The 26,425-nt window shown below is 68.8% G+C and carries 25 protein-coding genes; 8 read left to right on the top strand and 17 right to left on the bottom strand.

Features of this window, described 5'->3' with window-relative positions; translation table 11 throughout:
• Window positions 1-7 precede the first annotated feature (7 nt).
• The 4 genes from OHS16_RS24555 to OHS16_RS24540 all read right to left on the bottom strand — a co-directional run bounded on the left by OHS16_RS24555 (window position 8) and on the right by OHS16_RS24540 (window position 3,713).
• Window positions 8-325, bottom strand: coding sequence for a bifunctional 3-phenylpropionate/cinnamic acid dioxygenase ferredoxin subunit (locus tag OHS16_RS24555; RefSeq protein ID WP_328539411.1), 318 nt, complete (start codon window positions 323-325; stop codon window positions 8-10).
• Window positions 325-1,506, bottom strand: coding sequence for a Fe-S cluster assembly protein SufD (sufD, locus tag OHS16_RS24550; protein WP_328539410.1), 1,182 nt, complete (start codon window positions 1,504-1,506; stop codon window positions 325-327). Before sufD ends, OHS16_RS24555 begins: the two co-directional genes overlap by 1 nt.
• Window positions 1,507-1,572: 66 nt before the next feature.
• Window positions 1,573-2,994, bottom strand: a complete 1,422-nt coding sequence (sufB, locus tag OHS16_RS24545; protein WP_328539409.1) for a Fe-S cluster assembly protein SufB — start codon at window positions 2,992-2,994, stop codon at window positions 1,573-1,575.
• Window positions 2,991-3,713, bottom strand: a complete 723-nt coding sequence (locus tag OHS16_RS24540) for a helix-turn-helix transcriptional regulator (protein ID WP_328539408.1) — start codon at window positions 3,711-3,713, stop codon at window positions 2,991-2,993. Before OHS16_RS24540 ends, sufB begins: the two co-directional genes overlap by 4 nt.
• A gap of 151 nt (window positions 3,714-3,864) precedes the next feature.
• Between OHS16_RS24540 and OHS16_RS24535 the strand changes: the two genes are divergently transcribed.
• The 3 genes from OHS16_RS24535 (at window position 3,865) to OHS16_RS24525 (ending at window position 6,669) form a co-directional block, all read left to right on the top strand.
• On the top strand, window positions 3,865-4,791 hold the full coding sequence (locus tag OHS16_RS24535) for an ABC transporter ATP-binding protein (protein WP_328539407.1): 927 nt from the start codon (window positions 3,865-3,867) through the stop codon (window positions 4,789-4,791).
• Window positions 4,788-5,555, top strand: coding sequence for an ABC transporter permease (locus OHS16_RS24530; protein ID WP_328539406.1), 768 nt, complete (start codon window positions 4,788-4,790; stop codon window positions 5,553-5,555). The genes OHS16_RS24535 and OHS16_RS24530 overlap by 4 nt, the downstream gene beginning before the upstream one ends.
• A 118-nt stretch (window positions 5,556-5,673) precedes the next feature.
• A complete protein-coding gene (locus tag OHS16_RS24525; RefSeq protein WP_328540970.1) occupies window positions 5,674-6,669 on the top strand; it encodes a COX15/CtaA family protein in 996 nt (331 codons plus the stop codon).
• A gap of 70 nt (window positions 6,670-6,739) precedes the next feature.
• Here the strand turns inward: OHS16_RS24525 and OHS16_RS24520 are convergent, their stop codons facing one another.
• Both OHS16_RS24520 and OHS16_RS24515 read right to left on the bottom strand, forming a co-directional pair.
• Complete coding sequence (locus tag OHS16_RS24520; protein ID WP_328539405.1) at window positions 6,740-7,081, bottom strand: hypothetical protein; 342 nt, start codon at window positions 7,079-7,081, stop codon at window positions 6,740-6,742.
• A 156-nt stretch (window positions 7,082-7,237) separates the two neighbouring features.
• On the bottom strand, window positions 7,238-8,185 hold the full coding sequence (locus OHS16_RS24515; protein WP_328539404.1) for a heme o synthase: 948 nt from the start codon (window positions 8,183-8,185) through the stop codon (window positions 7,238-7,240).
• A gap of 316 nt (window positions 8,186-8,501) precedes the next feature.
• Between OHS16_RS24515 and tkt the strand changes: the two genes are divergently transcribed.
• From tkt to pgl, 5 genes are read left to right on the top strand one after another with little or no spacing between them, the layout of a single operon-like run.
• Window positions 8,502-10,589, top strand: coding sequence for a transketolase (gene tkt, locus OHS16_RS24510; RefSeq protein WP_328539403.1), 2,088 nt, complete (start codon window positions 8,502-8,504; stop codon window positions 10,587-10,589).
• Between the two features lie 34 nt (window positions 10,590-10,623).
• On the top strand, window positions 10,624-11,742 hold the full coding sequence (tal, locus tag OHS16_RS24505; protein WP_328539402.1) for a transaldolase: 1,119 nt from the start codon (window positions 10,624-10,626) through the stop codon (window positions 11,740-11,742).
• 4 nt (window positions 11,743-11,746) lie between these two features.
• A complete protein-coding gene (gene zwf / locus OHS16_RS24500; RefSeq protein WP_328539401.1) occupies window positions 11,747-13,270 on the top strand; it encodes a glucose-6-phosphate dehydrogenase in 1,524 nt (507 codons plus the stop codon).
• Window positions 13,267-14,301 carry a glucose-6-phosphate dehydrogenase assembly protein OpcA gene (gene opcA / locus OHS16_RS24495; protein WP_328539400.1) on the top strand — a complete coding sequence of 345 codons (1,035 nt, stop codon included), beginning with the start codon at window positions 13,267-13,269 and terminating at the stop codon, window positions 14,299-14,301. Before zwf ends, opcA begins: the two co-directional genes overlap by 4 nt.
• A complete protein-coding gene (gene pgl, locus OHS16_RS24490) occupies window positions 14,298-15,080 on the top strand; it encodes a 6-phosphogluconolactonase (RefSeq protein ID WP_328539399.1) in 783 nt (260 codons plus the stop codon). Before opcA ends, pgl begins: the two co-directional genes overlap by 4 nt.
• 67 nt (window positions 15,081-15,147) lie before the next feature.
• Here the strand turns inward: pgl and pgi are convergent, their stop codons facing one another.
• From pgi to uvrC, 11 genes are all read right to left on the bottom strand, one after another.
• Window positions 15,148-16,809 (bottom strand): glucose-6-phosphate isomerase, encoded by a 1,662-nt coding sequence (gene pgi / locus OHS16_RS24485; RefSeq protein ID WP_328540969.1) that lies wholly within the window; start codon window positions 16,807-16,809, stop codon window positions 15,148-15,150.
• 57 nt (window positions 16,810-16,866) lie between these two features.
• A complete protein-coding gene (locus OHS16_RS24480; RefSeq protein WP_328539398.1) occupies window positions 16,867-17,061 on the bottom strand; it encodes a hypothetical protein in 195 nt (64 codons plus the stop codon).
• A gap of 277 nt (window positions 17,062-17,338) precedes the next feature.
• Complete coding sequence (locus OHS16_RS24475) at window positions 17,339-17,674, bottom strand: RNA polymerase-binding protein RbpA (RefSeq protein WP_072483070.1); 336 nt, start codon at window positions 17,672-17,674, stop codon at window positions 17,339-17,341.
• Window positions 17,675-17,807: 133 nt separating this feature from the next.
• Window positions 17,808-18,044 (bottom strand): preprotein translocase subunit SecG, encoded by a 237-nt coding sequence (gene secG, locus OHS16_RS24470; protein WP_328539397.1) that lies wholly within the window; start codon window positions 18,042-18,044, stop codon window positions 17,808-17,810.
• Between the two features lie 105 nt (window positions 18,045-18,149).
• Entirely contained in the window at window positions 18,150-18,935 is a 786-nt protein-coding gene (tpiA, locus tag OHS16_RS24465) for a triose-phosphate isomerase (protein ID WP_328539396.1), read from the bottom strand.
• Between the two features lie 6 nt (window positions 18,936-18,941).
• Window positions 18,942-20,153 (bottom strand): phosphoglycerate kinase, encoded by a 1,212-nt coding sequence (locus tag OHS16_RS24460; protein WP_328539395.1) that lies wholly within the window; start codon window positions 20,151-20,153, stop codon window positions 18,942-18,944.
• A 104-nt stretch (window positions 20,154-20,257) separates the two neighbouring features.
• Window positions 20,258-21,262: a type I glyceraldehyde-3-phosphate dehydrogenase gene (gene gap, locus OHS16_RS24455; RefSeq protein WP_328539394.1), complete on the bottom strand. Its 1,005-nt coding sequence runs from the start codon at window positions 21,260-21,262 to the stop codon at window positions 20,258-20,260.
• Between the two features lie 202 nt (window positions 21,263-21,464).
• Window positions 21,465-22,454: a DNA-binding protein WhiA gene (gene whiA / locus OHS16_RS24450; protein WP_328539393.1), complete on the bottom strand. Its 990-nt coding sequence runs from the start codon at window positions 22,452-22,454 to the stop codon at window positions 21,465-21,467.
• Complete coding sequence (locus OHS16_RS24445) at window positions 22,445-23,473, bottom strand: gluconeogenesis factor YvcK family protein (protein ID WP_328539392.1); 1,029 nt, start codon at window positions 23,471-23,473, stop codon at window positions 22,445-22,447. Before OHS16_RS24445 ends, whiA begins: the two co-directional genes overlap by 10 nt.
• Entirely contained in the window at window positions 23,470-24,408 is a 939-nt protein-coding gene (rapZ, locus tag OHS16_RS24440; RefSeq protein ID WP_328539391.1) for an RNase adapter RapZ, read from the bottom strand. The genes OHS16_RS24445 and rapZ overlap by 4 nt, the downstream gene beginning before the upstream one ends.
• The gene (gene uvrC, locus OHS16_RS24435) at window positions 24,401-26,380 is read right to left on the bottom strand and encodes an excinuclease ABC subunit UvrC (protein WP_328539390.1); all 1,980 of its coding nucleotides are present in this window, start codon (window positions 26,378-26,380) and stop codon (window positions 24,401-24,403) included. Before uvrC ends, rapZ begins: the two co-directional genes overlap by 8 nt.
• Between the last annotated feature and the right edge of the window lie 45 nt (window positions 26,381-26,425).

Genomic DNA, 26,425 nt, shown 5'->3' with positions numbered 1-26,425 from the left:
GGGTGACTCAGGACTCCTGGGTGACGGAGACGAGCACATCGTCCCCTTCGATCTTGACGGGGTAAACGGGGACGGGGCGCGTCGCGGGGAGAGCGGACGGCTTGCCGGTACGGAGGTCGAAGCTGGAACCGTGCAACCAGCACTCGATGGCACAGTCCTCGACCTCCCCCTCCGAGAGGGAGACGTTCGCGTGCGAGCAGATGTCGTTGATCGCGAACACCTCGCCCTCGGTGCGGACGAGCGAGACTGGCGTGGAGTCGATTTCCACCCGCTTCGGGGTGTCGTCCTCCAGCTCGCTCAGCGCACAGGCTTTGACGAAGGCCATCAGACGGAGGCCTCCAGCTCGGCGTCGATCTTGGCGAGCAGGCGCTCCTCGACGTCCGGGAGACCGATCTGCTGGACGAGTTCCGCGAAGAAGCCACGGACCACCAGACGGCGGGCCTCCGACTCAGGGATACCCCGGGACTGCAGGTAGAAGAGCTGCGCGTCGTCGAAGCGGCCCGTCGCCGATGCGTGGCCCGCTCCCGCGATCTCGCCGGTCTCGATCTCCAGGTTGGGGACAGAGTCGACCCGCGCGCCGTCCGTGAGGACGAGGTTGCGGTTGAGCTCGTAGGAATCGGTGCCCTCCGCCGCGGCCCGGATCAGCACGTCGCCGATCCACACCGCGTGCGCGTCCTGGCCCTGCAGCGCACCCTTGTAGGCCACGTTCGACCTGCAGTTGGCGGCATTGTGGTCGACGAAGAGGCGGTGCTCCTGGTGCTGGCCGCGGTCGGTGAAGTACAGACCGAAGAGCTCGGCCTCGCCACCGGGGCCGGCGTACTCCACTCGCGGGTGAAGACGTACGACATCGCCGCCGAAGGTGACGACGACCGACTTGAACGAGGCGTCCCGGCCCACCAGCGCATTGTGCTGAGCGACATGGACGGCCTTGTCGTCCCAGTCCTGGACCGAGATGACGGTCAGCTTGGCACCGTCGCCGAGGATGTAGTCCACATTGGCCGCGAGCACCGCGTCACCGGTGTGGTCGATCACCACGACAGCTTCGGCGAAGGCACCGAGCTCGATGATCTGGTGTCCGTAGGCGACGCCGCCCGCACCGCGCACCGCGATCCGGATCGGCTCGCTGAGCACAGCCTCCTTGGGCACCGAGACGACCGAGGCCTTCTCGAAGGAGGAGAACGCCTGCGCCGTGACCCGGTCCACGGGCTTGCCGGCCCGGCCGACGCGGGCGTCGTCCCGGCCAACGGTCTCGACGGTCACGCCGTCGGGGGCGGAGACCTCGATCCCGAAGCCGCTGCCGGTCGCGACGGCGGTGCCGTCGTGCAGGCCCCTGAGGCGCTCCAGCGGGGTGAACCGCCACTCCTCCTCGCGGCCGTGCGGAACGGGGAAGTCCGCCACGTCGTAGGAGGGCGGGGCGCTCATACGAGTGGCGACGGTGGACTCGGCAGCCACCGCGATGGACCCGGCAGTGGTGGAACCCGCCGGAATGTTCTGAGCCTCAGCCATGGCTGTCGTCGTGCTCGCTTTCTGATGAAGACGTCGGGTTCGGGCGATGGTGCGGGCGGTCGGCCGTCAGCCGACCGATCCCTCCATCTGCAGCTCGATCAGCCGGTTGAGCTCCAGGGCGTACTCCATCGGGAGCTCCTTGGCAATCGGCTCGACAAAGCCACGAACGATCATCGCCATCGCCTCGAACTCCGTCATACCGCGGCTCATCAGATAGAAGAGCTGGTCGTCGGAGACCTTGGAGACGGTCGCCTCATGGCCCATGGACACGTCGTCCTCACGGACGTCCACGTAGGGGTAGGTGTCCGAGCGGGAGATGGTGTCGACGAGCAGCGCGTCGCACAGCACGTTGGACTTGGAGCCCTCCGCGCCCTCGCCGATCTCGATCAGACCGCGGTAGGAGGTGCGGCCACCGCCTCGCGCCACCGACTTGGAGACGATGTTGGAGGAGGTGTTGGGGGCCATGTGGACCATCTTGGCACCGGCGTCCTGGTGCTGGCCCTCGCCCGCGAAGGCGATCGACAGGGTCTCGCCCTTGGCGTGCTCGCCCATCAGGTAGACGGCCGGGTACTTCATGGTGACCTTGGAGCCGATGTTGCCGTCGACCCACTCCATGGTCGCGCCCTCGTAGGCCACCGCGCGCTTGGTGACCAGGTTGTAGACGTTGTTGGACCAGTTCTGGATCGTCGTGTAGCGGCAGCGGCCGCCCTTCTTCACGATGATCTCGACTACCGCGCTGTGCAGCGAGTCGGAGGAGTAGATCGGGGCGGTACAGCCCTCGACGTAATGGACGTAGGCGTCCTCGTCGACGATGATCAGCGTCCGCTCGAACTGGCCCATGTTCTCCGTGTTGATACGGAAGTAGGCCTGGAGCGGGATGTCGACGTGCACACCCTTCGGCACGTAGATGAACGAACCGCCCGACCACACGGCCGAGTTCAGCGACGCGAACTTGTTGTCGCCGACCGGGATGACCGTGCCGAAGTACTCCTGGAAGAGCTCCGGGTGCTCCTTCAGCGCGGTGTCCGTGTCGAGGAAGAGGACGCCCTGCTCCTCCAGGTCCTCGCGGATCTGGTGGTATACGACCTCGGACTCGTACTGGGCGGCCACGCCGGCGACCAGGCGCTGCTTCTCCGCCTCCGGGATACCGAGCTTGTCGTACGTGTTCTTGATGTCCTCCGGCAGGTCCTCCCAGGACTCCGCCTGCTTCTCGGTCGACCGCACGAAGTACTTGATGTTGTCGAAGTGAATGCCCGACAGATCGGAGCCCCAGCTCGGCATGGGCTTCTTGCCGAACAGACGCAGGCCCTTCAGCCGCATCTTCAGCATCCACTCCGGCTCGTTCTTCTTCGCCGAGATGTCGCGGACGACAGCTTCGGACAGGCCGCGCTTGGCCGCGGCACCTGCCGCGTCGGAGTCGGCCCAGCCGAATTCGTACGTACCCAGTCCCTCGAGTTCGGGGTGGGCAGTCTCCGTGGGGAGAGTCATGCGGGGTTCCTCCCGGCCTTGCTTGCGGATGCTGATTCGGTGGTCTGATGTGCGGTCTTCGGGATGAACGTGGTGCACACCCCGTCGCCGTGGGCGATGGTGGCCAGACGCTGTACATGGGTTCCCAGCAGGCGGGAGAAGACCTCGGTCTCCGCCTCGCACAGCTGCGGGAACTGCTCGGCCACATGTGCCACAGGGCAGTGGTGCTGGCACAGCTGCTCGCCCACCGGCGCCGTACGCGCCGTGGCAGCGTACCCGTCGGAGGTCAACGCCTTGGCCAGGGCCTCGGTCCGGCTCTCGGGGGCGGCGGCCTCGACGGCCACCCGGTAGGTCTCGGCCTGAGCGGCCAGCCGGTCCCGGGCGAATTCCATGACGGCCTCGTCGCCGGAACGCTCGGCGATCCAGCGCAGGGCGTCGGCGGCGAGTTTGTCGTACGACTGGTCGAAGGCATCGCGGCCGCAGTCGGTGAGGACGAAGACCCTGGCCGGGCGGCCACGGGTCCGTGCGCCGTACACCCGCTGCTCGCGGGCGGCGATCACGTCATCGGCCACCAGGGCGTCGAGATGGCGGCGGACAGCCGCCTGCGTCAGCCCGAGGCGCCCCGCCAGCTCGGCCACAGTGGACGGGCCGTTGTCCAGAATGGAGCGCGCGACACGGTTGCGGGTCGACCGCTCACCGGTCGCGAGTTCCTCCTGCGGAGCCTCGCCGACCTTTTTCACAACGCCATTGTTGCGTAATTCCCCGTCCCGCGACAAGCGAAGATCCGCATCGCCGTCGGTGGGCTCCGTCACTTAGGGTCACCTAATTACCCCACCGGGCCCCGGGGCCCCCGGGGCAGGCGGGCCCCGCACGGTTCGTAGACTCGCCGGTATGAGCACAGATCCCGCCGTTGAGGTGAGCGGCCTCGTCAAGCGGTACGGCAGCAAGACCGCGGTGGACGGCCTGGACCTGAGAGTCGGGGCCGGCACCGTCACTGCGGTCCTCGGTCCGAACGGCGCGGGGAAGACCACCACCGTCGAGACCTGCGAGGGCTACCGCAGGGGCGACGCGGGGACGGTCCGGGTGCTCGGCCTCGACCCGGTGGCCGACGCGGCGGCCCTGCGACCGCGGATCGGTGTGATGCTCCAGTCGGGTGGCGTCTACTCGGGTGCGCGGGCCGAGGAGATGCTGCGCCACACAGCCGGACTGCATGCGCACCCGCTCGACGTGAAGGCGCTGTCGGAGCGCCTGGGCCTGGGCAGCTGTGGCCGTACGCCGTACCGCAGGCTGTCCGGCGGCCAGCAGCAGCGGCTGGCTCTGGCGCTGGCCGTGGTCGGGCGGCCCGAACTGGTCTTCCTGGACGAACCGACCGCCGGTCTCGATCCGCAGGCCCGCCGGTCCACCTGGGATCTCGTACGGGAGCTGCGCGCCGACGGGGTGACAACCGTGCTCACCACCCACTTCATGGACGAGGCCGAGCAACTGGCCGACGATGTCGCGATCATCGACGCCGGCCGGGTCATCGCCCACGGCAGCCCCGACGCGCTGTGCCGCGGCGGCGCCGAGAACACCCTGCGCTTCATGGGCAGGCCCGGGCTCGATCTCGGCTCCCTGCTGAAGGCGCTGCCGGACGGCAGCGAGGCCGCCGAGCTGATCACCGGCTCCTACCGGATCACCGGAACCGTCGATCCCCAGCTGCTCGCCACCGTGACCTCCTGGTGCGCCCAGCACGGCGTCCTGCCGGACCGGATCTCGGTCGAACGCCACACCCTCGAAGACGTCTTCCTGGAACTGACCGGCAAGGAGCTGCGCGCATGAGCGCCGGTACGTACACCCCGCAGCCGGGGGCGGCCCCGCTCCCCCGCATGATCGCGGCGCAGACCGTCTTCGAGACGAAGATGATGCTGCGCAACGGCGAACAGCTGCTCCTGACAGTGATCATCCCCTCGCTGCTTCTGGTCCTCTTCTCCGCCGTCGACATCGTCGACACCGGTGCGGCCAGTGCGGTCGACTTCCTGGCCCCGGGCATCCTGGCGCTCGCCGTGATGTCCACCGCCTTCACCGGCCAGGCCATCGCCACCGGCTTCGAGCGCCGCTACGGCGTGCTCAAGCGGCTCGGCGCATCACCCCTGCCGCGCTGGGCGCTGATGACCTCCAAGACGTTCTCGGTGCTGGTCACCGAGATCCTGCAGATCGTGCTGCTCACCGTGATCGCCTTCGCACTGGGCTGGTCCCCGCACGGCAGTCCGCTCGCCGTCCTGCTGCTGCTCGTCCTCGGCACGGCCGCCTTCTCCGGCCTCGGCCTGCTGATGGCGGGGACACTCAGGGCTGAGGCCACCCTCGCCGCCGCGAACCTGGTCTTCCTGCTGCTGCTCGTCGGCGGCGGCGTGATCGTCCCGATGGACAGGTTCCCCGCCGGGATCCGTTCCGTGCTCGAACTGCTGCCCATCTCCGCGCTCTCCGGCGGACTGCGCGACGTCCTCCAGCACGGCGCCGCCATGCCGTGGGGTGATCTGGGCATCCTGGCGGTCTGGGCGGTGGCGGGCCTGGGCGCGGCTGCCCGCTTCTTCCGCTGGGAGTGACGCCGTCGAGCGCTGGGATCGGCGCCGCGGAGGGCATGAGCGGAGCGGAGCGGTCCGGGGACGCCCCCCTCGTGAAAGCACGCACAAGCGGCCCGCCTACGATGTCCTCGTGCCGAAGATGACCCCCGCCGACGCCGTTCGAGCCGCGCGCAACCCGCTCGCCTTCATCGCCGATCGCTGGACTCCGGATCCCCGGACCGTCCAGCGGGCGGCTCTCGCCGCCGTCGTGATGGCTGTGATCATCGTCGTCACCGGCGGCGCCGTCCGGCTGACCGGGTCCGGACTGGGCTGCCCGACCTGGCCCAAGTGCACCGACCGGAGCCTCACCGCGACCAGCGAGATGGGCGTCCACGGCGCCATCGAGTTCTCCAACCGGATGCTGACGTACGTCCTGTGCGCGGCGGTCGGCTGGGCCATCATCGCGGCCCGCTCGGCGAAGCCCTGGCGGCGTCCGCTGACCCGGCTCGGCTGGGCCCAGTTCTGGGTGGTCATGGGTAACGCGGTACTGGGCGGGATCGTGGTGCTGGTCGGCCTCAACCCGTACACCGTGGCCGCGCACTTCCTGCTGACCACCGCGCTGATCACGGTCGCCGTGCTGACCTGGCAGCGCACCCGCGAGGGCGACGGAGCGCCGCGCCCCCTGGTGGGCAAGGCGGTCACGCAGCTGGCCTGGCTGCTGGTGGTCGCATCAGGCGCGCTGATCGCTGTCGGCACTGTGGTCTCGGGGGCCGGCCGGCACGCCGGGGACTCCAGCGAGGTGTCCCGCATCCCGCTCGACTGGGAGATGATCGCCCAGCTGCACGCCGACCTGGCCTGGGTGGTGGTGGCCCTCACCGTCGCGCTCTGGTTCGTGCTGAAGGCGGTGGACGCGCCCGTGGGGCCGCTCCACCGGGCCCGTGATCTCTTCCTGGTGCTGATGGCACAGGGCGTGATCGGCTACGTGCAGTACTTCACCCACACACCGGAGGTCCTCGTCGGCATTCACATGCTCGGCGCGACCCTGGTGTGGATCGGCGTCCTGCGCGTCCTTCTGTCGCTCCGTGAGCGCCCGGGGACCGGCGGCGCGGAGACCGTGCCCGCCGCGGACGCGGACGCCGCGCTCACGGCCGTTTAGGAAGGACCCGCAGGGGCCCGTCCGCGGCCATGAACGCGGCGGTGGCGCATGCCCGCCGCAGCGACGGGACTCAGCCGTTGTCCGGGCCGCCCAGCTGAAGGCCGGCCATCCGCTTCCATTCGTAGGGTCCTGTGCGGACCTTGGCCGCGAAGTCTCCGTCGAAGGCCTCGTGCACAGTGACTCCGGCCTGCTCGGCCGCGCTCTGCGCGATGGCGAACGACGGAGCCACCAGGTCGCCCCAGCCGCCGTCCTCGCCCACCAGCACGATGCGGGCACCGCGCCGGCCGATGTACGCGAGCTGCGCCTCGGCGCCACCGTGCGCCTGGCCGAATGCCCGGATCTGCTTGGCCAGCCTGGCCGCCTTGCGGTCGGCCCTGGCCTGCTGCTTCTCGTCAACCTGGGTGTCTGCCATGGGCGAATGCTACTAGCGGGTATCCCGCTGCGCGACGGGCGGGTGGGGTGGTGTGGGCCACGCGAAGAGGGCCGGGCACGAGCCCGGCCCTCTTTCGTCGGCCGCTGGAACCGCGGTCCCGTCCCCCGCGGCCGACCGGCGCGGGTCCTGGCTGTCCTAGCGCAGGAACGGGTCCACGGCCACCGCCACGAAGAGCAGCGACACATACGTGATCGACCAGTGGAACAGCCGCATTTCCTTCAGCTTCGCACCGGTCGCCCCGTCCTTGGCGCGCGACTGCAGACCGTGCGCCTCCCAGAGCCACCACCCGCCGGACACCAGTGCGACGGAGGTGTAGAACCACCCCGTGTACCCGAGCGGCGTCAGCAGCAGCGAGACGGCGACCATCACCCAGCTGTAGAGCACGATCTGCCGGGCCACGACCTGGTTGGTGGCGATGACGGGGAGCATCGGGACGCCGACCCGGGCGTAGTCGTCCTTCACCTTCATCGACAGCGGCCAGTAGTGCGGCGGCGTCCAGAAGAACATCACGAGAAAGAGGATGACCGGTGCCCACGACAGGGAGTCCGTGACGGCGCTCCAGCCGATGAGGACGGGCATGCAGCCGGCGATACCGCCCCAGACGATGTTCTGCGAGGTCCGGCGCTTGAGGATCATCGTGTAGACGACCACGTAGAAGAGCAGTGCGCCCAGCGCGAGCCCCGCGGACAGCCAGTTGACGAGGAATCCGAACCACAGGGTGGAGATCGTGGCGAGCGCGGAGGCGAAGACCAGGCATTCCCGCGGCGAGACCATCCCGGTCACCAGCGGGCGCAGCGACGTGCGGTCCATCAGCGCGTCGATGTCACGGTCGATGTACATGTTGAACGCGTTGGCACCGCCGGCCGAGAGATAGCCGCCGACCGTTGTCACCAGGACCAGCCACAGGTCGGGTACCCCCTGCTGCGCCAGGAACATCACCGGCACTGTGGTGATCAGCAGCAGTTCGATGATCCGCGGTTTGGTGAGCGCCACAAACGCCTTGACGCGGGCCCCGAACGGCCGATGGCCCCCCGGGCTGGGAGTCAGGACGACCCCTGCGGGTCGGGACTCGACGGCCGTCACGTACACCCCTGACAGAGAATTTCCCAGCAAGTTCCGGCGGCGAAAGCCCGGTAAACACTTGCGCGTACCACGCCACTCTAGACGTAGCCCTTGCGTCGTTTTCCGCGGGGGTGCGGTCGTGTTGAGGCCTGCGTCAAGGGGGAAGCGGGTCCTTCCGACGGGCGGACCGGCGCGGCCACCGGCACCCTGGCAGGTGACCCGCTTTCATCGACACGAACTCGAAAAAGATGAGCGTTGCCACAGGGGTAGGCTCGACAACGCCCGGTGCATCGACCGTTACCGGGATTACATATGTGGAGAGGAGCCCTGACCCAGGGTGAGTACCAAGCCGACCACCACAGACCTCGAGTGGACCGAATTGGACCAGCGGGCCGTCGACACCGCCCGCGTGCTGGCCGCGGACGCCGTACAGAAGGTCGGCAACGGCCATCCCGGTACGGCCATGAGCCTGGCCCCCGCCGCGTACACCCTCTTCCAGAAGGTGATGCGGCACGACCCGGCCGACCCCGAGTGGACCGGCCGCGACCGGTTCGTCCTCTCTGCTGGCCACTCATCGCTGACCCTCTACACCCAGCTCTACCTGGCCGGCTTCGGTCTGGAGCTGGATGATCTGAAGGCATTCCGCACCTGGGGCTCCAAGACTCCGGGCCACCCGGAGTACGGCCACACCGCCGGCGTCGAGACCACCACGGGTCCGCTGGGCCAGGGGGTCGCCAACGCTGTGGGTATGGCCATGGCCGCCCGCTACGAGCGCGGTCTCTTCGACCCCGAAGCTGCCCCCGGCACCTCGCCGTTCGATCACTTCATCTTCGCGATCGCGGGCGACGGCTGCCTCCAGGAAGGCATCTCGTCCGAGGCGTCCTCGCTGGCCGGGCACCAGAAGCTCGGCAATCTCGTGCTGCTGTGGGACGACAACCACATCTCCATCGAGGGCGACACGGAGACCGCGGTCTCCGAGGACACCATCGCGCGGTACGAGGCATACGGCTGGCACGTCCAGCGGGTGGCCCCCAAGGAGAACGGCGACCTCGACCCGGCCGCTCTCCACACGGCGATCCAGGCCGCCAAGGCCGAGACCGGGCGCCCCTCCTTCATCGCGATGCGCTCGATCATCGCCTGGCCCGCCCCGAACGCCCAGAACACCGAGGCCGCTCACGGCTCGGCGCTCGGCGACGACGAAGTCGCCGCGATCAAGAACGTTCTCGGCTTCGACCCCACGAAGTCCTTCGAGGTTTCCGACGAGGTTCTGACCCACACCCGGGCAGCCCTCGACCGCGGCCGGGAGGCCAAGGGCGAGTGGGAGAAGGGCCTGGCCGCCTGGCGCACCGCCAACCCGGAGCGCGCCGCCGAGTTCGACCGGATCAGCGCGGGCGAACTGCCCGATGGCTGGCAGGACAGGCTCCCCCGGTTCGAGGCCGGCAAGGCGGTCGCCACGCGTGCCGCCTCCGGCAAGGTGCTCCAGGCTCTGGGCGATGTCGTTCCCGAGCTGTGGGGCGGCTCCGCCGACCTCGCGGGCTCGAACAACACCACCATCGACAAGAACTCCTCGTTCCTGCCGGTGGGCAACCCGCTGCCCGGTGCGGACCCGTACGGCCGGACGATTCACTTCGGTATCCGCGAGCACGCCATGGCCGCGGCCATGAACGGCATCGCGCTGCACGGCCACACCCGGATCTACGGCGGCACCTTCCTGGTGTTCTCCGACTACATGCGTAACGCGGTCCGGCTCTCCGCACTGATGCACGCGCCGGTCACCTACGTGTGGACGCACGACTCGGTCGGCCTCGGCGAGGACGGCCCGACGCACCAGCCTGTGGAGCACCTCGCCTCGCTGCGTGCCATTCCGGGCCTCAACGTCGTCCGTCCCGCGGACGCGAACGAGACGGCGATCGCCTGGCGCGAGATCCTCAAGCGCTACACCAAGGAGTTCGGCAAGGGCGCCCCGCACGGCCTCGCGCTGACCCGCCAGGGTGTGCCCACCTACGAGGCGAACGAGGACGCCGCCAAGGGCGGCTACGTGCTCTTCGACGCCGAGGGCGGCGAAGCCCAGGTCGTGCTCATCGGCACCGGCTCCGAGGTCCAGCTGGCTGTGGAGGCGCGCGAGCAGCTCCAGGCCGCCGGAGTCCCGACCCGGGTTGTCTCGATGCCGTCGGTCGAATGGTTCGAGGAGCAGGACCAGGGGTACCGGGACTCGGTACTGCCGCCGTCCGTGAAGGCGCGGGTGGCTGTCGAGGCCGGTATCGCCCTGACCTGGCACCGCTTCACGGGTGACGCGGGACGCATCGTGTCGCTGGAGCACTTCGGCGCGTCCGCCGACGCCAAGGTCCTCTTCCGCGAGTTCGGTTTCACGGCCGAAGCGGTCGTGGCGGCGGCCCGGGAATCTCTCGAAGCCGCAGCACGCTGACGCCTGTATACGACAAGTAGGAGATGCAATTCCCATGACAGACGCACTCAAGCGCCTCTCCGACGAAGGCGTCGCGATCTGGCTCGACGACCTTTCGCGCAAGCGCATCACATCCGGCAACCTGGCCGAGCTGATCGACCAGCAGCACGTGGTCGGTGTCACCACCAACCCGTCGATCTTCCAGAAGGCGATCTCGCAGGGCGATGGTTACGACCAGCAGCTCTCCGACCTCGCGGCCCGCAGCGTCACCGTCGAGGAAGCCATCCGGATGATCACGACGGCGGATGTTCGCGACGCCGCCGACATCCTCCGGCCGGTCTTCGACTCGACGGACGGTCAGGACGGCCGGGTCTCCATCGAGGTCGACCCCCGCCTCGCCCACAACACCAAGGCCACGGTCGCCGAGGCCAAGCAGCTGGCCTGGCTGGTCGACCGCCCGAACACGCTCATCAAGATCCCGGCGACCGAGGCCGGTCTGCCGGCCATCACCGAGACCATCGGCCGGGGCATCAGCGTCAATATCACGCTGATCTTCTCGCTGGAGCGCTACCGCTTGGTCATGGACGCCTACCTGGCAGGACTCGAGAAGGCCAAGGCCGCGGGCCTGGACCTCTCCAAGATCCACTCGGTTGCCTCCTTCTTCGTGTCCCGGGTGGACACCGAGATCGACAAGCGTCTGGACGCGCTGGGCACCGACGAGGCCAAGGCCGCCAAGGGCAAGGCCGCGGTCGCCAACGCCCGGCTGGCCTACGAGGCGTACGAGGAGGTCTTCTCCTCCAGCCGCTGGGCAGCACTCGACAAGGCGCGCGCCAACAAGCAGCGCCCCCTGTGGGCGTCGACCGGCGTCAAGGACCCGGCGTACCGGGACACCATGTACGTGGCCGACCTGGTCGCGCCCAACACGGTGAACACCATGCCGGAGGCGACGCTCGACGCCACCGCCGACCATGGTGAGATCACCGGCAACGCGGTTTCCGGCAGCTACGAGCAGGCACGCGCCGACCTCGCTGCCATCGAGAAGCTCGGGATCTCGTACGACGACGTCGTACAGGTCCTCGAGGACGAGGGCGTCGAGAAGTTCGAGGCGGCCTGGACCGACCTGCTCAAGTCGACCGAGGCGGAACTCAAGCGCCTCGCCCCTTCGGAGGGCTAAAAAATTGTCCAGCAGCAACCCGCTGCGTGACCCCCAGGACCGACGGCTCCCGCGCATCGCGGGACCGTCGGGTCTGGTCATCTTCGGCGTCACAGGCGATTTGTCCCGTAAAAAACTGATGCCTGCCGTCTACGACCTGGCCAACCGCGGCCTCCTGCCGCCAGGCTTCTCGCTCATCGGCTTCGCCCGCCGCGACTGGGAGGACGAGGACTTCGCCCAGGTGGTGCACGATGCCGTCAAGGAGCATGCGCGCACACCCTTCCGCGAAGAGGTCTGGCAGCAGCTGATCCAGGGCATGCGCTTCGTCCAGGGCACCTTCGACGACGACACGGCGTTCGAGACGCTCAAGTCGACGATCGAGGAGCTCGACAAGGCACAGGGCACCGGAGGCAACTTCGCCTTCTATCTGTCCGTGCCGCCGAAGTTCTTCCCCAAGGTCGTCCAGCAGCTCAAGAAGCACGGGCTCGCCGACCAGAAGGAAGGCTCCTGGCGACGCGCCGTCATCGAGAAGCCGTTCGGTCACGACCTGAAGAGCGCCCAGGAGCTCAACAAGGTCGTCCACGAGGTCTTCCCGCCGCACGAGGTCTTCCGGATCGACCACTACCTCGGCAAGGAGACCGTCCAGAACATCCTGGCGCTCCGCTTCGCCAACACCCTCTTCGAGCCCATCTGGAACCGGTCGTACGTCGACCACATCCAGATCACCATGGCCGAGGACATCGGAATCGGCGGCCGGGCCGGCTACTACGACGGCATCGGCGCCGCCCGTGACGTCATCCAGAACCACCTGCTGCAGCTGCTCGCGCTGACCGCGATGGAGGAGCCCGCCTCCTTCGACGCCGATGCTCTGGTGGCCGAGAAGACCAAGGTGCTCGGCGCGGTCAAGCCGCCCAGGGACCTCGGCAAGGAGACGGTGCGCGGCCAGTACGCCGCGGGCTGGCAGGGCGGCGAACAGGCCGTCGGCTATCTCCAGGAGGACGGCATCGACCCCAAGTCGACGACCGACACCTACGCCGCGGTGCGGCTGGAGATCGACAACCGCCGCTGGGCGGGCGTCCCCTTCTACCTGCGTACCGGCAAGCGGCTGGGCCGCAGGGTCACCGAGATCGCCGTCGTCTTCCAGCGCGCTCCGCACTCCCCCTTCGACCACACGGCGACGGAGGAGCTGGGGCACAACGCGATCGTCATCCGGGTGCAGCCCGACGAGGGCATCACCATGCGGTTCGGCTCCAAGGTGCCCGGCACCTCGATGGAGATCCGGGACGTCTCGATGGACTTCGCCTACGGCGAGTCCTTCACCGAGTCCAGCCCCGAGGCCTACGAGCGGCTCATCCTCGATGTTCTGCTCGGCGACTCGAACCTCTTCCCGCGGCTGGAGGAGGTCGAGCAGTCCTGGCGGATCCTCGACCCGATCGAGCGGTACTGGGAGACCCACGGCAAGCCCGCCCAGTACGAGGCGGGCACCTGGGGGCCGGTCGAGGCGGACGAAATGCTCGCACGAGAAGGACGGAGCTGGCGCCGGCCATGAAAATCGATCTGACGGAAACCACGGCCAGCAAGGTCAACAAGGCCCTTGTGCAAGGCCGGCGTGCCATCGGCACACCCGCCGTCGGCATGGTGCTGACCCTCGTCATCGTCACCGACGAGGAGAACGCCTACGACGCGCTCAAGGCGGCCAACGAAGCGTCGCGCGAGCACCCCTCGCGCACGCTGGTGGTCATCAAGCGGGTCTCCCGCTCCCCGCGCGACCGGGCCGCGGCGCGGCTCGACGCCGAGGTGCGGGTCGGCACGGAGGCGGGCACCGGCGAGACGGTGATCCTGCGCATGTACGGCGAGGTGCTGCACCACGCCCAGTCGGTGGTGCTCCCCCTGCTGCTGCCCGACGCCCCCGTGGTGGTCTGGTGGCCGGTGAACGCGCCGCTCGACCCGGCGAAGGACCCGCTCGGGGCACTGGCCCAGCGCCGGGTCACCGACTCGTACGCCGCCGAACAGCCGATACACGAGCTGACGGCGCGTTCTGCGGCCTACGCGCCGGGCGACACCGATCTGTCGTGGTCCCGCATCACCCCCTGGCGCTCCATGCTCGCGGCAGCGCTCGACCAGGTACCTGGCAAGGTGAGCGCGGCCGACGTGGAGGGCGAGGAGTTCAACCCGAGCTGCGAGCTGCTCGCCATGTGGCTCGCGGACCGCCTGGACGTGCCGGTGACCCGCTCGTTCTCGTCCGGCCCCGGCCTCACCGCCGTACGGATGGAGACCGACCACGGCGAGATCGTGCTCGACCGTGCGGACGGCTCGCTGGCCACGCTCTCCATGCAGGGCCAGCCGGACCGTGCGGTGGCCCTGAAGCGGCGCGAGACCTCCGAGCTGCTCGCGGAGGAGCTGCGCAGGCTGGACCCGGACGACACCTACGCGGCGGCGCTGAAGTTCGGCGTGGACCGCCTCGGGGCGCCGTCCGACAAGCCCGGCCGGCCGACGCCCGATCAGGCCCCTGAGGAGCCGAAGAAGGCTGCTCCCGCGGCGAAGAAGACGGCGCCGGCCAAGAAGGCGGCATCGAAGTGAGCTCTCCGCAGCTCGTCGTCCACCGCGACAAGGATCTGATGGCGCAGGCCGCGGCGGCCCGGCTGATCACCAAGGTCGTGGACGCCCAGGCCGCCAGGGGGTCCGCTTCGGTGGTACTCACCGGCGGGCGCAACGGCAACGGGCTGCTCGCGGCCCTGGCCGACGCGCCCGCCCGGGACGCCGTCGACTGGTCGAGGATCGACCTGTGGTGGGGTGACGAGCGGTTCCTGCCGGAAGGCGATCCGGAGCGCAACATCACGCAGGCCCGTGCGGCACTGCTGGACACGGTGGGGGTGGACCCCACGCGAGTGCACGCCATGGCCGCTTCGGACGGCCCGTACGGCAGTGATGTGGAGGCTGCGGCCGCGGCCTACGCGGCAGATCTGGCCGCCGCTTCGGAGCCGGAGGACCACGGTGACGTGCCCGCGTTCGACGTACTGATGCTCGGGGTGGGCCCGGACGCCCATGTGGCCTCGCTCTTCCCCGAGCTTCCGGCCGTACGGGAGACTGTGCGCACCGTCGTCGGGGTGCACGGTGCGCCCAAACCGCCGCCGACCCGCATCTCGCTGACGCTGCCCGCGATCCGGGCGGCCCGTGAGGTGTGGCTGCTGGCGGCCGGCGAGGACAAGGCAGGGGCTGCCGCTCTCGCGCTGACCGGGACCGGGGAGGTCCAGGCCCCGGCCGCAGGGGCATACGGCCGCAGCCGCACCCTGTGGCTGCTGGACTCGGCCGCGGCTTCGCAGCTGCCCCCTCAGCTCTACGGGCCGGCCACCGCATAGCGGCCGCCGGTACAGGTACGGCCCGCGCCCCTCGCCCGAGGGGTGCGGGCCGTTTCCCGTTCCGGTGTCAACGGCCCCGCAGGGTGCGGTACTTGTCCACCAGCGCGGAAGTGGAACTGTCCAGCTGTCCGGCGTCCCGGCCCGGGGCCGCCCCGGTGAGGACCGGCTCGATCTTCTTGGCGAGGACCTTGCCGAGCTCGACACCCCACTGGTCGAAGGAGTCGATGTTCCAGATGGCGCCCTGCACGAACACCTTGTGCTCGTAGAGCGCGATCAGCTGACCGAGAACCGACGGAGTGAGGGTGTCCGCGAGGATCGTCGTCGTCGGGTGGTTGCCGCGGAACGTCTTGTGCGGCACCAGCTCATCGGCGACGCCCTCCGCGCGTACCTCGTCGGGTGTCTTGCCGAAGGCGAGAGCCTGCGTCTGTGCGAAGAAGTTGGCCATCAGGAGGTCGTGCTGGGCCTCAAGACCCGGCGTCAGATCGTCGACCGGCCGGGCGAAGCCGATGAAGTCGGCAGGGATGACCTTGGTGCCCTGGTGCAGCAACTGGTAGTAGGCGTGCTGGCCGTTGGTACCCGGCGTGCCCCAGACCACCGGGCCGGTCTGCCAGTCGACCGGGTTTCCCTCACGGTCCACGGACTTGCCGTTGGACTCCATGTCCAGCTGCTGGAGATACGCGGTGAACTTCGAGAGGTAGTGCGAGTAGGGCAGCACGGCGTGCGACTGCGCGCCGAAGAACTCGCCGTACCAGACACCGAGCAGGCCGAGCAGCAGGGGGACGTTCTGCTCGGCGGGGGCGGTGCGGAAGTGCTCGTCGACCAGGTGGAAGCCGTCGAGCATCTCCCGGAAGCGGTCCGGCCCGATCGCGATCATCAGGGAGAGGCCGATGGCCGAGTCGAAGGAGTAACGGCCGCCGACCCAGTCCCAGAACTCGAACATGTTGGCCGTGTCGATGCCGAAGTCCGCGACCTTCTCGGCGTTCGTCGACAGAGCCACGAAGTGCTTGGCCACCGCCTCGTCGCCGGCCCGCAGGCCGGTCAGCAGCCAGTTGCGCGCGGACGTGGCATTGGTGATGGTCTCGATGGTGGTGAAAGTCTTCGACGCGATGATGAACAGCGTCTCGGCGGGGTCCAGGTCCCTGACGGCCTCGTGCAGATCGGCCCCGTCGACATTCGAGACGAAACGAACCTGCAGATCGCGCGCGGTGAACGACCGCAGGGCTTCGTAGGCCATCGCGGGGCCCAGGTCGGAGCCGCCGATGCCGATGTTGACGACCGCCCTGATCCGCTTGCCGGTGTGGCCGGTCCACTCCCCCGACCTGACCTTGTCGGCGAACGCCGCCATCGTGTCGAGCACCGTGTGCACCGCCGGCACGACGTTCTTCCCGTCCACCTCGATCACCGCGTCGCGCGGGGCACGCAGGGCGGTGTGCAGCACCGCGCGGTCCTCGGTGGTGTTGATCTTCTCGCCGCGGAACATCGCGTCACGCAGCTCGGCGACCCCGGCGGCAGCGGCCAGCTCCCGGAGCAGGCCCAGCGTCTCGTCGGTCACCAAGTGCTTGGAGTAGTCGAGATACAGATCGCCCGCCCGGAGGGTGTATGCGGTCCCTCGCTGTGGATCCCTGTCGAACAGCTCCCGCAGACGCGTGTTGCCCAGCTGCTCACGGTGCTTGCCCAGAGCGGTCCACTCGGGCATCTGGTTGAGCCTGGTACGGCCTTCTGCGTTCATCTCGGACATCGGTCCATTCTTCTCGTACCTGCCTGCATACCCCGCTGCGTATCCAACCTAATTGATCTGGCGTACGAGTGACGCTACGGCAGCCAGGAAGAGACAGGCTGTCAGAAGTACGGGCGTGTCGAGCCCCCGGCCGGCGGCCACCGGGCCGCCCATCAGTGCGCCCAGCGGGACTTTGCCGGTGGAGTGCCTACGGAAGGCGGCGCTGGTTCTGCCCACCATCGCCTGCGGGTTGCGCCGCTGCATCGGCGTGACCTGGTTGACCGTTCCGGAGCATCCCGCAGGCCCCGAACGCCGCCAGTGCGGTCACCGTCACCCGCGACTGGCGCACCGCGCCCATGCGACCAGGCAGCCGGTCCGACACATGCGGCGACGAACACGCTGCGCATCGTGCCGATGTACACACCGTCGCGTCGGCCGTCACGGCTTCGCCGTCCGGTCCCCTGGCTGAAGACGGTGGACGGCGGCACCGGCAACGCGGCCCGGCCGGACTCCCGAGGGGATCCGGCCGGATGTCAGGTATCTAGATCTCGCCCCGCAGTTTGGCCAGAGCCTCGGCGAGGATCGCCTCACCGTCCGCGTCGCTGCGCCGCTCCCGTACGTACGCGAGATGCGTCTTGTAGGGCTCGGTGCGTGGCGGGTCCGGCGGGCTGTCCCGGTCCTGACCGGCCGGGAACCCACAGCGCGGGCAGTCCCAAGTCTCCGGAACCTGTGCGTCGCTGGCGAAGCTCGGCTGCGTCTCGTGCCCGTTCGAGCACCAGAAGGAGATGCGGAGGCGCGGCGCGGACTCGCCCCGCTCGGCCTCCCCCATCGGCCCCGCTCCGACCCGGCTTCCCCGGATCGCGTTGCCACTTGCCACGGTCGTAACTCCCTGCGTGATGGTGCTCGAAGATGCCCCAGTCTACGTAAGGCCCAACGCGCGTCCAGTGATTGGAGTTACACCCCCGCACCGAATCGCGCACCGAAACGCGGAGAACGCGGATGCCGGAAGGTCAGCGGTTCAGCTTCATCAGCAGACCCAGTACGACAATGCACGCGAACCAGCAGATGCCGAGCACCACGGTGATGCGGTCCAGGTTGCGCTCGGCGACCGAGGAGCCGCCGACGGACGACTGCATGCCGCCACCGAACATGTCGGAGAGGCCGCCGCCCTTTCCCTTGTGCATCAGCACCAGCAGCATCAGCAGCAGGCTGAAGACGATCAGGGCGATCGAGAACCCCAGAATCACGGCTGGACCAACTTCCTCGGAACTCAAAACGGACGAAGGGGCCGGACGACTGCTGCCAGCCGTCTCGGCCCCGCAAGGGTACGACGGATCCGCGCTACCGCATACTCACTGGTCGCGGAACCGGACGATCTTGACGAACTCGTCGGCATCCAGGGCGGCGCCACCGACCAGCGCACCGTCCACATCGGGCTGCGCCATGATCGCGGCGACGTTGCCCGACTTCACCGAGCCGCCGTACTGGATGCGGACCTTCCCGGCCAGCTCGGGCGAGTACAGCTCGCCCAGCCGGGCACGGATCGCGCCGCAGACCTCCTGCGCGTCCTCCGGGGTGGCCACCTCACCGGTACCGATCGCCCATACCGGCTCATAGGCGATCACGATCGACTCGGCCTGCTCCGCCGGGACGTCCTTGAGCGCACCGTCGAGCTGGTTCAGCGTGTACGGCACCTGCTGGCCGGCCTTGCGGATGTCCAGGCCCTCACCGACGCACAGAATCGGGGTGAGTCCGTGCCGGTAGGCGGCCTTGACCTTGGCGTTGCAGATCTCGTCGCTCTCGGCGTGGTACTGGCGGCGCTCACTGTGCCCCACGGTCACGTAGGTGCACTTCAGCTTGGCCAGCATGGGACCCGAGATCTCACCGGTGAACGCACCGGAGTCGTGCGCCGAGAGGTCCTGGGCGCCGTACTTGATCTTCAGCTTGTCGCCGTCGACGAGGGTCTGGACGGAACGCAGATCGACGAAGGGCGGCAGGACCGCCACCTCGACCGCGTCGTAGTCCTTGTCGGCGAGCCCGAAGGAGAGCTTCTGGACGTGTGCGATGGCCTCGAGGTGGTTGAGGTTCATCTTCCAGTTGCCCGCCATCAGCGGGGTCCGGCCTTGGGGGTTGGTCATTGAGGTTCAGTCCTCCAGTGCGGCGAGGCCGGGAAGCGTCTTGCCCTCGAGGTACTCGAGGCTGGCGCCGCCACCGGTCGAAATATGTCCGAATTCGTTTTCGTCAAAGCCCAGGATGCGGACAGCGGCGGCGGAGTCCCCACCGCCGACGACCGTGAAGGCGTCGCTGTCGAGAAGCGCCTGCGCGACGGCCCTGGTGCCGTCCGCGTAGTCGGGGTGCTCGAAGACGCCCATCGGGCCGTTCCAGAAAACGGTGGCCGCGTCGGCAAGCTTCGAGGCGTAGAGCTTGTTGGTCTCGGGGCCGTTGTCGAGGCCCATTTTCCCGGCCGGCATGGCGTCAGCCGCTACGGTGGCGGGGTGGGTCGGCGCCTTGGCCTTGAGGTCCGGGAACTGCTCCGACACCACGACGTCGACGGGGAGCACGAACTCCACGCCCTTGTCCTTGGCGCGCTGCAGGTATTCCAGCACCACCGGGATCTGGTCCTCCTGGAGGAGGGAGCTGCCGACCTCGTGCCCCTGGGCCTTGAGGAAGGTGTACGCCATGCCACCGCCGATGAGGATGCGGTCGGCCCGCTCCAGGAGGTGGTCGATGACGCCGAGCTTGTCGGAGACCTTGGCCCCGCCGAGCACCACCGCGTACGGACGACGGACGTCCGTCGTCAGCTTCTTGAGAACGCCCACCTCGGTGGCGATCAGATACCCCGCGGCGTGCGGCAGGCGCGCCGGCAGGTCGAAGACCGAGGCGTGCTTGCGGTGCACGGCGCCGAAGCCGTCACCGACGTACAGATCGGCCAGCTCGGCCAGCTGGTCGGCGAAGGCACCGCGCTCGGCGTCGTCCTTCGACGTCTCACCGGCGTTGAAGCGGAGGTTCTCGATGACGGCGACCCGGCCGTCGGTGAGAGCGGCGACCGTGGCGCGGGCGGATTCACCGACCGTGTCCTTCGCGAAGGCGACGTCGGCACCGAGGAGCTCCCCGAGGCGCGCGGCGGCAGGGGCCAGCGAGAACGCCGGGTCCGGGGCGCCCTTGGGGCGGCCCAGGTGGGAGGCGACGACGACCCGCGCGCCGGCCTCGGCGAGCTTGGCCACCGTCGGCTGTACGGCCCTGATCCGGCCGTCGTCGGTGATGGTGGTGCCGGAGAGCGGCACATTGAGGTCGGCACGGACGAAAACCCGCTTGCCCGCGACCCCTTCGGCGAGAAGTTCGTCGATGGTCTTCATGCGTTCCTGGACTCCTTGGACGAGCTGGACAGGCGACGGGGCCCGGACCGCGCTTCCTTGCGCGGTCCGAGCCCCGTGCTCACATCGAGGTGTCTACCTGCTGATCAGAGCTGGCCGCCGACGAAGACGGTGAGGTCGACCAGACGGTTGGAGTAGCCCCACTCGTTGTCGTACCAGCCGATGACCTTCACGTTCTTGCCCTGGACCATGGTCAGGGAGGAGTCGAAGGTGCAGGAGGCCGGCCAGTTGACGATGTCCGAGGAGACGATCGGGTCCTCGGTGTAGTCGAGGAGGCCCTTGAGCTGGCCCTCGGACGCCTTCTGGAACGCGGCGTTGACCTCGTCCTTGGTGACCTCGCGCTCGAGCTCGATGACGAGGTCGGTGACGGAGCCGGTCGGAACCGGGACACGCATCGCGATGCCGTCGAGCTTGCCCTCGAGCTCCGGGATGACCAGTGCGGTCGCCTTGGCGGCGCCCGTGGTGGTCGGGATGATGTTCTCGGCCGCGGCGCGGGCGCGACGCAGGTCCGAGTGCGGGTAGTCAAGGATGCGCTGGTCGTTGGTGTACGCGTGGACCGTCGTCATCATGCCCTTGACGATGCCGAAGTTCTCCAGGAGAACCTTGGCCATCGGCGCCACACAGTTGGTGGTGCAGGAGGCGTTGGAGATGACGTGGTGGTTGGCCGCGTCGTACTTGTCCTGGTTCACGCCCATCACGATGGTGATGTCCTCGCCCTTGGCCGGAGCCGAGATGAGGACCTTCTTGGCGCCGCCCGCAATGTGCTTCTCGGCGTCGGCCTTCTTCGTGAAGAAGCCGGTCGACTCGATGACGATGTCGACTCCCAGCTGACCCCAGGGGATGTCGGCCGGGTTGCGCTCGGACAGCACCTTGATGGTGTGTCCGTCGACGGTGATGGTGTCTGCGGTGTGCGACACCTCGGCCTTGAGGCGGCCCAGGATGGTGTCGTACTTCAGCAGGTGGGCGGTGGTCGCAGTGTCACCCAGGTCGTTGACAGCCACGATCTCGATGTCCGCACCCTGCTCCAGCAGAGCGCGGAAGTAGTTGCGCCCAATGCGGCCAAAGCCGTTGATGCCTACGCGGATCGTCACGAACCGATCTCCTCGTTGGTACGCCGGGTTTCGACGCCACGGCGAGTTGTATGGGATGTCCCCGACCGCCTCCGACCCTACCTCCCCGGAGCCCTCAGGGTCATATCGAACATGGACGCCCGGAAGTCCGCACAAGGGGGCGGCTACCCGTACCCACCAGTAGGAATACGAGCAGCCGCCCCCTTGTGCCGAGATGCCGAGGTCAGCCGACCAGGGTGTCGTCCATCTCCTCGGAAAGCGTCGACTCGGTACCGGGGATGCCGAGGTCCTGGGCCCTCTTGTCCGCCATCGCCAGCAGCCTGCGGATACGGCCGGCGACGGCGTCCTTGGTCAGCGGCGGGTCGGCCAGCGCGCCCAGCTCCTCGAGGGAGGCCTGCTTGTGTTCCATCCGCAGCCGGCCGGCTGCGGCGAGATGCTCGGGTACCTCGTCGGCGAGGATCTCCAGTGCGCGCTGCACCCTGGCCCCGGCAGCGACAGCGGCTCGCGCCGAGCGGCGCAGGTTCGCGTCGTCGAAATTGGCGAGACGGTTGGCGGTGGCACGGACCTCGCGGCGCATCCGCCGCTCCTCCCAGGCCAGCACGGACTCGTGCGCGCCGAGCCTGGTCAGCAGGGCGCCGATCGCGTCCCCGTCCCGGACGACAACCCGGTCCACACCGCGCACCTCACGGGCCTTGGAGGCGATCTGCAGCCGGCGGGCGGCGCCGACCAGGGCCAGGGCCGCCTCAGGACCCGGACAGGTCACCTCGAGCGAGGAGGAGCGGCCCGGCTCGGTGAGCGAGCCGTGCGCCAGGAAGGCGCCGCGCCACGCCGCCTCCGCGTCACAGGTGGCCCCCGAGACCACCTGCGGCGGCAGACCTCGGATGGGGCGGCCGCGGCCGTCCACCAGACCGGTCTGGCGGGCCAGCTGGTCGCCGCCCGCCACCACCCGCACGACGTAGCGGCTGCCCCGGCGCAGCCCGCCGGGCGCCATCACGATCAGTTCGGAGTTGTGCCCGAAGATCTCCAGGATGTCCCGCTTGAGCCGGCGCGCCGCCATGGCGGTGTCCAGCTCGGCCTCGATCACAATCCGTCCGCTCACCAGGTGCAGACCGCCTGCGAACCGGAGAATCGCCGAGACCTCTGCCTTTCTGCAGCAGGTCCGGGTGACGGGAAGCCGGGAAATCTCGTCCTTCACCGCTGCCGTCATCGCCATGGGCCGATCCTTCCATGCATCCGAAAAATACGGTCGTACGCGGCGGCCAGCAGCTCCCGGTCGTGCGTCGGGGAGCCATCGGGCGAGGCCACGGGCGCCAGCTCGACCGTCGCACCGAGCCGTTTGGCGGCTTCGGCGAGCGACTCGCGGTCGGGCACGGCGGCCTCGTCGGCGAGCACCACGTCCAGGGCGAGTTTAGGGGCGTGTCGGGCCAAAACCTCCAAATGACGCTGCGGTGAGAAGCCATCGGTTTCACCGGGCTGCGGCGCGAGGTTCAGCGAGAGGACCTTGCGGGCCTTCGTCTCGATCAGTGCGTCCAGGAGTTCGGGCACCAGCAGATGCGGGATGACCGAGGAGAACCAGGAGCCCGGGCCCAGCACCACCCAGTCGGCGTCGAGGACCGCGGCGAGTGCCTCGGGGACGGCCGGCGGGTCGTTCGGCACGAGGTGGACCGACTGCACCTCCCCGGGGGTGAGGGCGACCGTCGCCTGCCCGCGGACGGTGCCGACCTCGTCGGGGTGGTCCGGGTCGTGGCCGCGTACCAGGGCCTGCAGCTCCAGCGGCACCGCGGACATCGGCAGCACCCTGCCGTGCGCTCCGAGCAGTCTGCCGACCAGGTCCAGAGCCTGGACATGGTCGCCGAGCTGCTCCCACAAGGCCACGATCAGCAGATTGCCGACCGCGTGCTCGTGCAGGTCTCCCTGGGACTGGAAGCGGTGCTGGATGACCCTGGCCCAGGTCTGACCCCAGTCGTCGTCACCGCACAGCGCGGCGAGTGCCTTGCGCAGATCGCCCGGCGGCAGCACGCCCAGCTCCTCACGGAGCCGGCCGCTGGAGCCGCCGTCGTCGGCGACGGTCACCACCGCGGTGAGGTCACCGGTGATCCGGCGCAGGGCGGCAAGCGAAGCGGACAGGCCCATGCCGCCGCCGAGGGCGACCACCTTGGGCTGAGCGCCGCTCCGCGTACGCCCCGGAATCAGCCGTACCCGCCGCAGTCTCGGCGCCGTACGGCCTGTCACTCGCGCCCCATGTCGCGATGGACGAGCACCGTCTCGATCCCTTCCGATGCCAGCCGGGCGGCGAGCTTCTCGGACATCGCGACCGAGCGGTGCTTGCCGCCGGTGCAGCCGACCGCGATGGTCACATAGCGCTTGCCCTCACGGCGGTAGCCGGTGGCGATGATCTGCAGCAGCTCGCTGTACTGGTTGAGGAACTCCTTGGCCCCCGGCTGGTTGAAGACATAGGCGGAGACCTCCTCGTTGAGCCCGGTGAAGGGGCGCAGCTCGGGCACCCAGTGCGGGTTGGGCAGGAAGCGGCAGTCGACGACCAGATCGGCATCGACGGGGAGGCCGTACTTGTAGCCGAACGACATCACCGTGGCGCGCAGCTCCGGCTCCTCGTCACCGGCGAACTGGGCGTCCATCTTGGCGCGCAGCTCATGGACGTTCAGGCTGGAGGTGTCGATCACCAGGTCGGCGTCACCACGCAGCTCGCGCAGCAGATCACGCTCGGCGGCGATGCCGTCGGTGATCCGCCCGTCGCCCTGCAGCGGGTGCGGCCTGCGGACCGACTCGAACCTGCGCACCAGGGCGTCGTCCGACGACTCCAGGAACACGATCCGCCGGGTGACCTGCTTGGCTTCGAGATCGGACAGTGACTGCCTGAGGTTGTCGAAGAAGCGGCGGCCGCGGACATCGACGACCACGGCGATACGGGCCACGTTGCCCTGCGAGCGGGCGCCCAGCTCCACCATGGTGGGGATCAGCGCGGGCGGCAGGTTGTCGACGACGAACCAGCCGAGGTCCTCCAGGCATTTGGCGGCGGTCGAGCGGCCCGCGCCGGACATCCCGGAGATGATCACGAGTTCCGGGATGGCCGCTTCGGTGGCCTCGGCCGGTGTGCCCGTACTGCCCGTACTCACGTGTGCTCCGTTCCGTTCCTGCTCATCACTCATCGGTGCTGCCCCCGTCGTCTTCCATGATCTCTCCAGTGGCCGTGTTCACTGCGGGTACGGCCGGGGCCGCCTGTGCGAGAGCGGCGGCCACGGTCTCGGCCGTCTTGCGGCCTATCCCGGGAACTTCACAGATCTGTTCAATTGTCGCTTGCTTCAACTTCTTCACGGAACCGAAGTGCTTGATCAGAGCCTGTTTCCTGGTCTCGCCGAGACCGGCGACCGAGTCCAGCGGACCGGCCTTGAACCGCTTGGCCCGCTTGGCCCGCTGATACGTGATGGCGAAGCGGTGGGCCTCGTCACGCACCCGCTGGAGAAGGTAGAGCCCTTCGCTCGAACGGGGCAGGACCACCGGATCCTCGTCGTCGGGGAGCCAGACCTCCTCGAGGCGCTTGGCGAGACCGCAGACGGCGACATCATCGATGCCGAGCTCGGCGAGAGCGCGGCCGGCCGCAGCCACCTGGGGCCGGCCACCGTCGACCACGACCAGCTGCGGCGGGTAGGCGAACCGCTTGGGGCGGCCGTCGTCCTCCGGGGACTCGGCCGTGGACTCCTCGGTCCACTCCCCCGTCTTCTCCTTGTCCTGCAGATAGCGCCTGAAGCGGCGGGTGATCACCTCGTGCATGGAGCGGACGTCGTCCTGCCCTTCGAAGGTCTTGATCTGGAAGCGGCGGTATTCGCTCTTGCGGGCCAGGCCGTCCTCGAAGACCACCATGGAAGCCACCACGTCATCACCCTGCAGATGGGAGATGTCGTAGCACTCGATACGCAGCGGGGCACTGTCGAGGCCGAGTGCCTCCGCGATCTCCTCGAGGGCCCGCGACCGGGTGGTGAGGTCGGAGGCGCGCTTGGTCTTGTGCAGTACCAGGGCCTGCTGGGCGTTGCGCTGGACCGTGGTCATCAGGTCCTTCTTGTCACCACGCTGCGGGATGCGCAGCGAGACCTGTGAACCGCGCCGGCCTGCCAGCCACTGGCCGACGGCTTCCGCCTCGTCGGGCAGCGCAGGGACGAGCACCTCCTTGGGCACCGCGTCGCCCTTCTCCTCGCCGTACAACTGCTGGAGGGCGTGCTCCACCAGACCGGCGGTGTCGACCGCCTCGACCTTGTCGGTCACCCAGCCGCGCTGGCCCCGCACCCGGCCGCCGCGGACATGGAAGATCTGGACGGCGGCTTCGAGCTCGTCCTCGGCCACGGCGATGAGATCCGCGTCGGTGGCGTCGGTGAAGACGATGGCGTTCTTCTCCAGCGCGCGCTTCAGCGCCTCTATGTCGTCGCGCAGCCGCGCCGCCCTTTCGTACTCCATCTCCTCGGCGGCCTCGTGCATGTCCCGCTCGATCCGGCGGATGTACGCGCCGGTGCGCCCGGCCATGAAGTCGCAGAACTCCTCGGCCAGTTCACGGTGTTCCTCGGGTGTCACCCGGCCGACACACGGCGCCGAGCACTTGCCGATGTACCCCAGCAGGCAGGGCCGCCCGATCTGCGCGGAGCGCTTGAACACACCGGCCGAGCAGGTGCGCACCGGGAAGACCCGGAGCATCAGGTCAACGGTCTCGCGGATGGCCCAGGCGTGGCCGTAGGGCCCGAAATACCGCACGCCCTTCTTCTTGGGTCCGCGCATCACCTGGACACGGGGGTATTCCTCGTTGAGGGTCACCGCGAGGGACGGATAACTCTTGTCGTCCCGGTACTTGACGTTGAACCGCGGGTCGAACTCCTTGATCCAGGAGTATTCGAGCTGCAGCGCCTCCACCTCGGTGGCGACGACCGTCCACTCCACTGAGGCGGCAGTGGTGACCATCGTGCGGGTGCGCGGGTGCAGATTGGCCAGGTCCTGGAAGTACGAGGACAGGCGCGGGCGCAGGCTTTTCGCCTTCCCGACGTAGATCACCCGGCGGTGTTCGTCGCGGAATTTGTAGACCCCCGGCGAGTCGGGGATCTGTCCCGGCTTGGGGCGGTAGCTGGAGGGGTCTGCCATGTCTCCCACCCTACTGGCGGCGACTGACAGCATGAGGTCACCGCG

It is taken from the genome of Streptomyces sp. NBC_00344, assembly GCF_036088315.1.
Lineage (GTDB): Bacteria > Actinomycetota > Actinomycetes > Streptomycetales > Streptomycetaceae > Streptomyces.
This window is presented reverse-complemented; position numbering and strand designations above follow the sequence as displayed.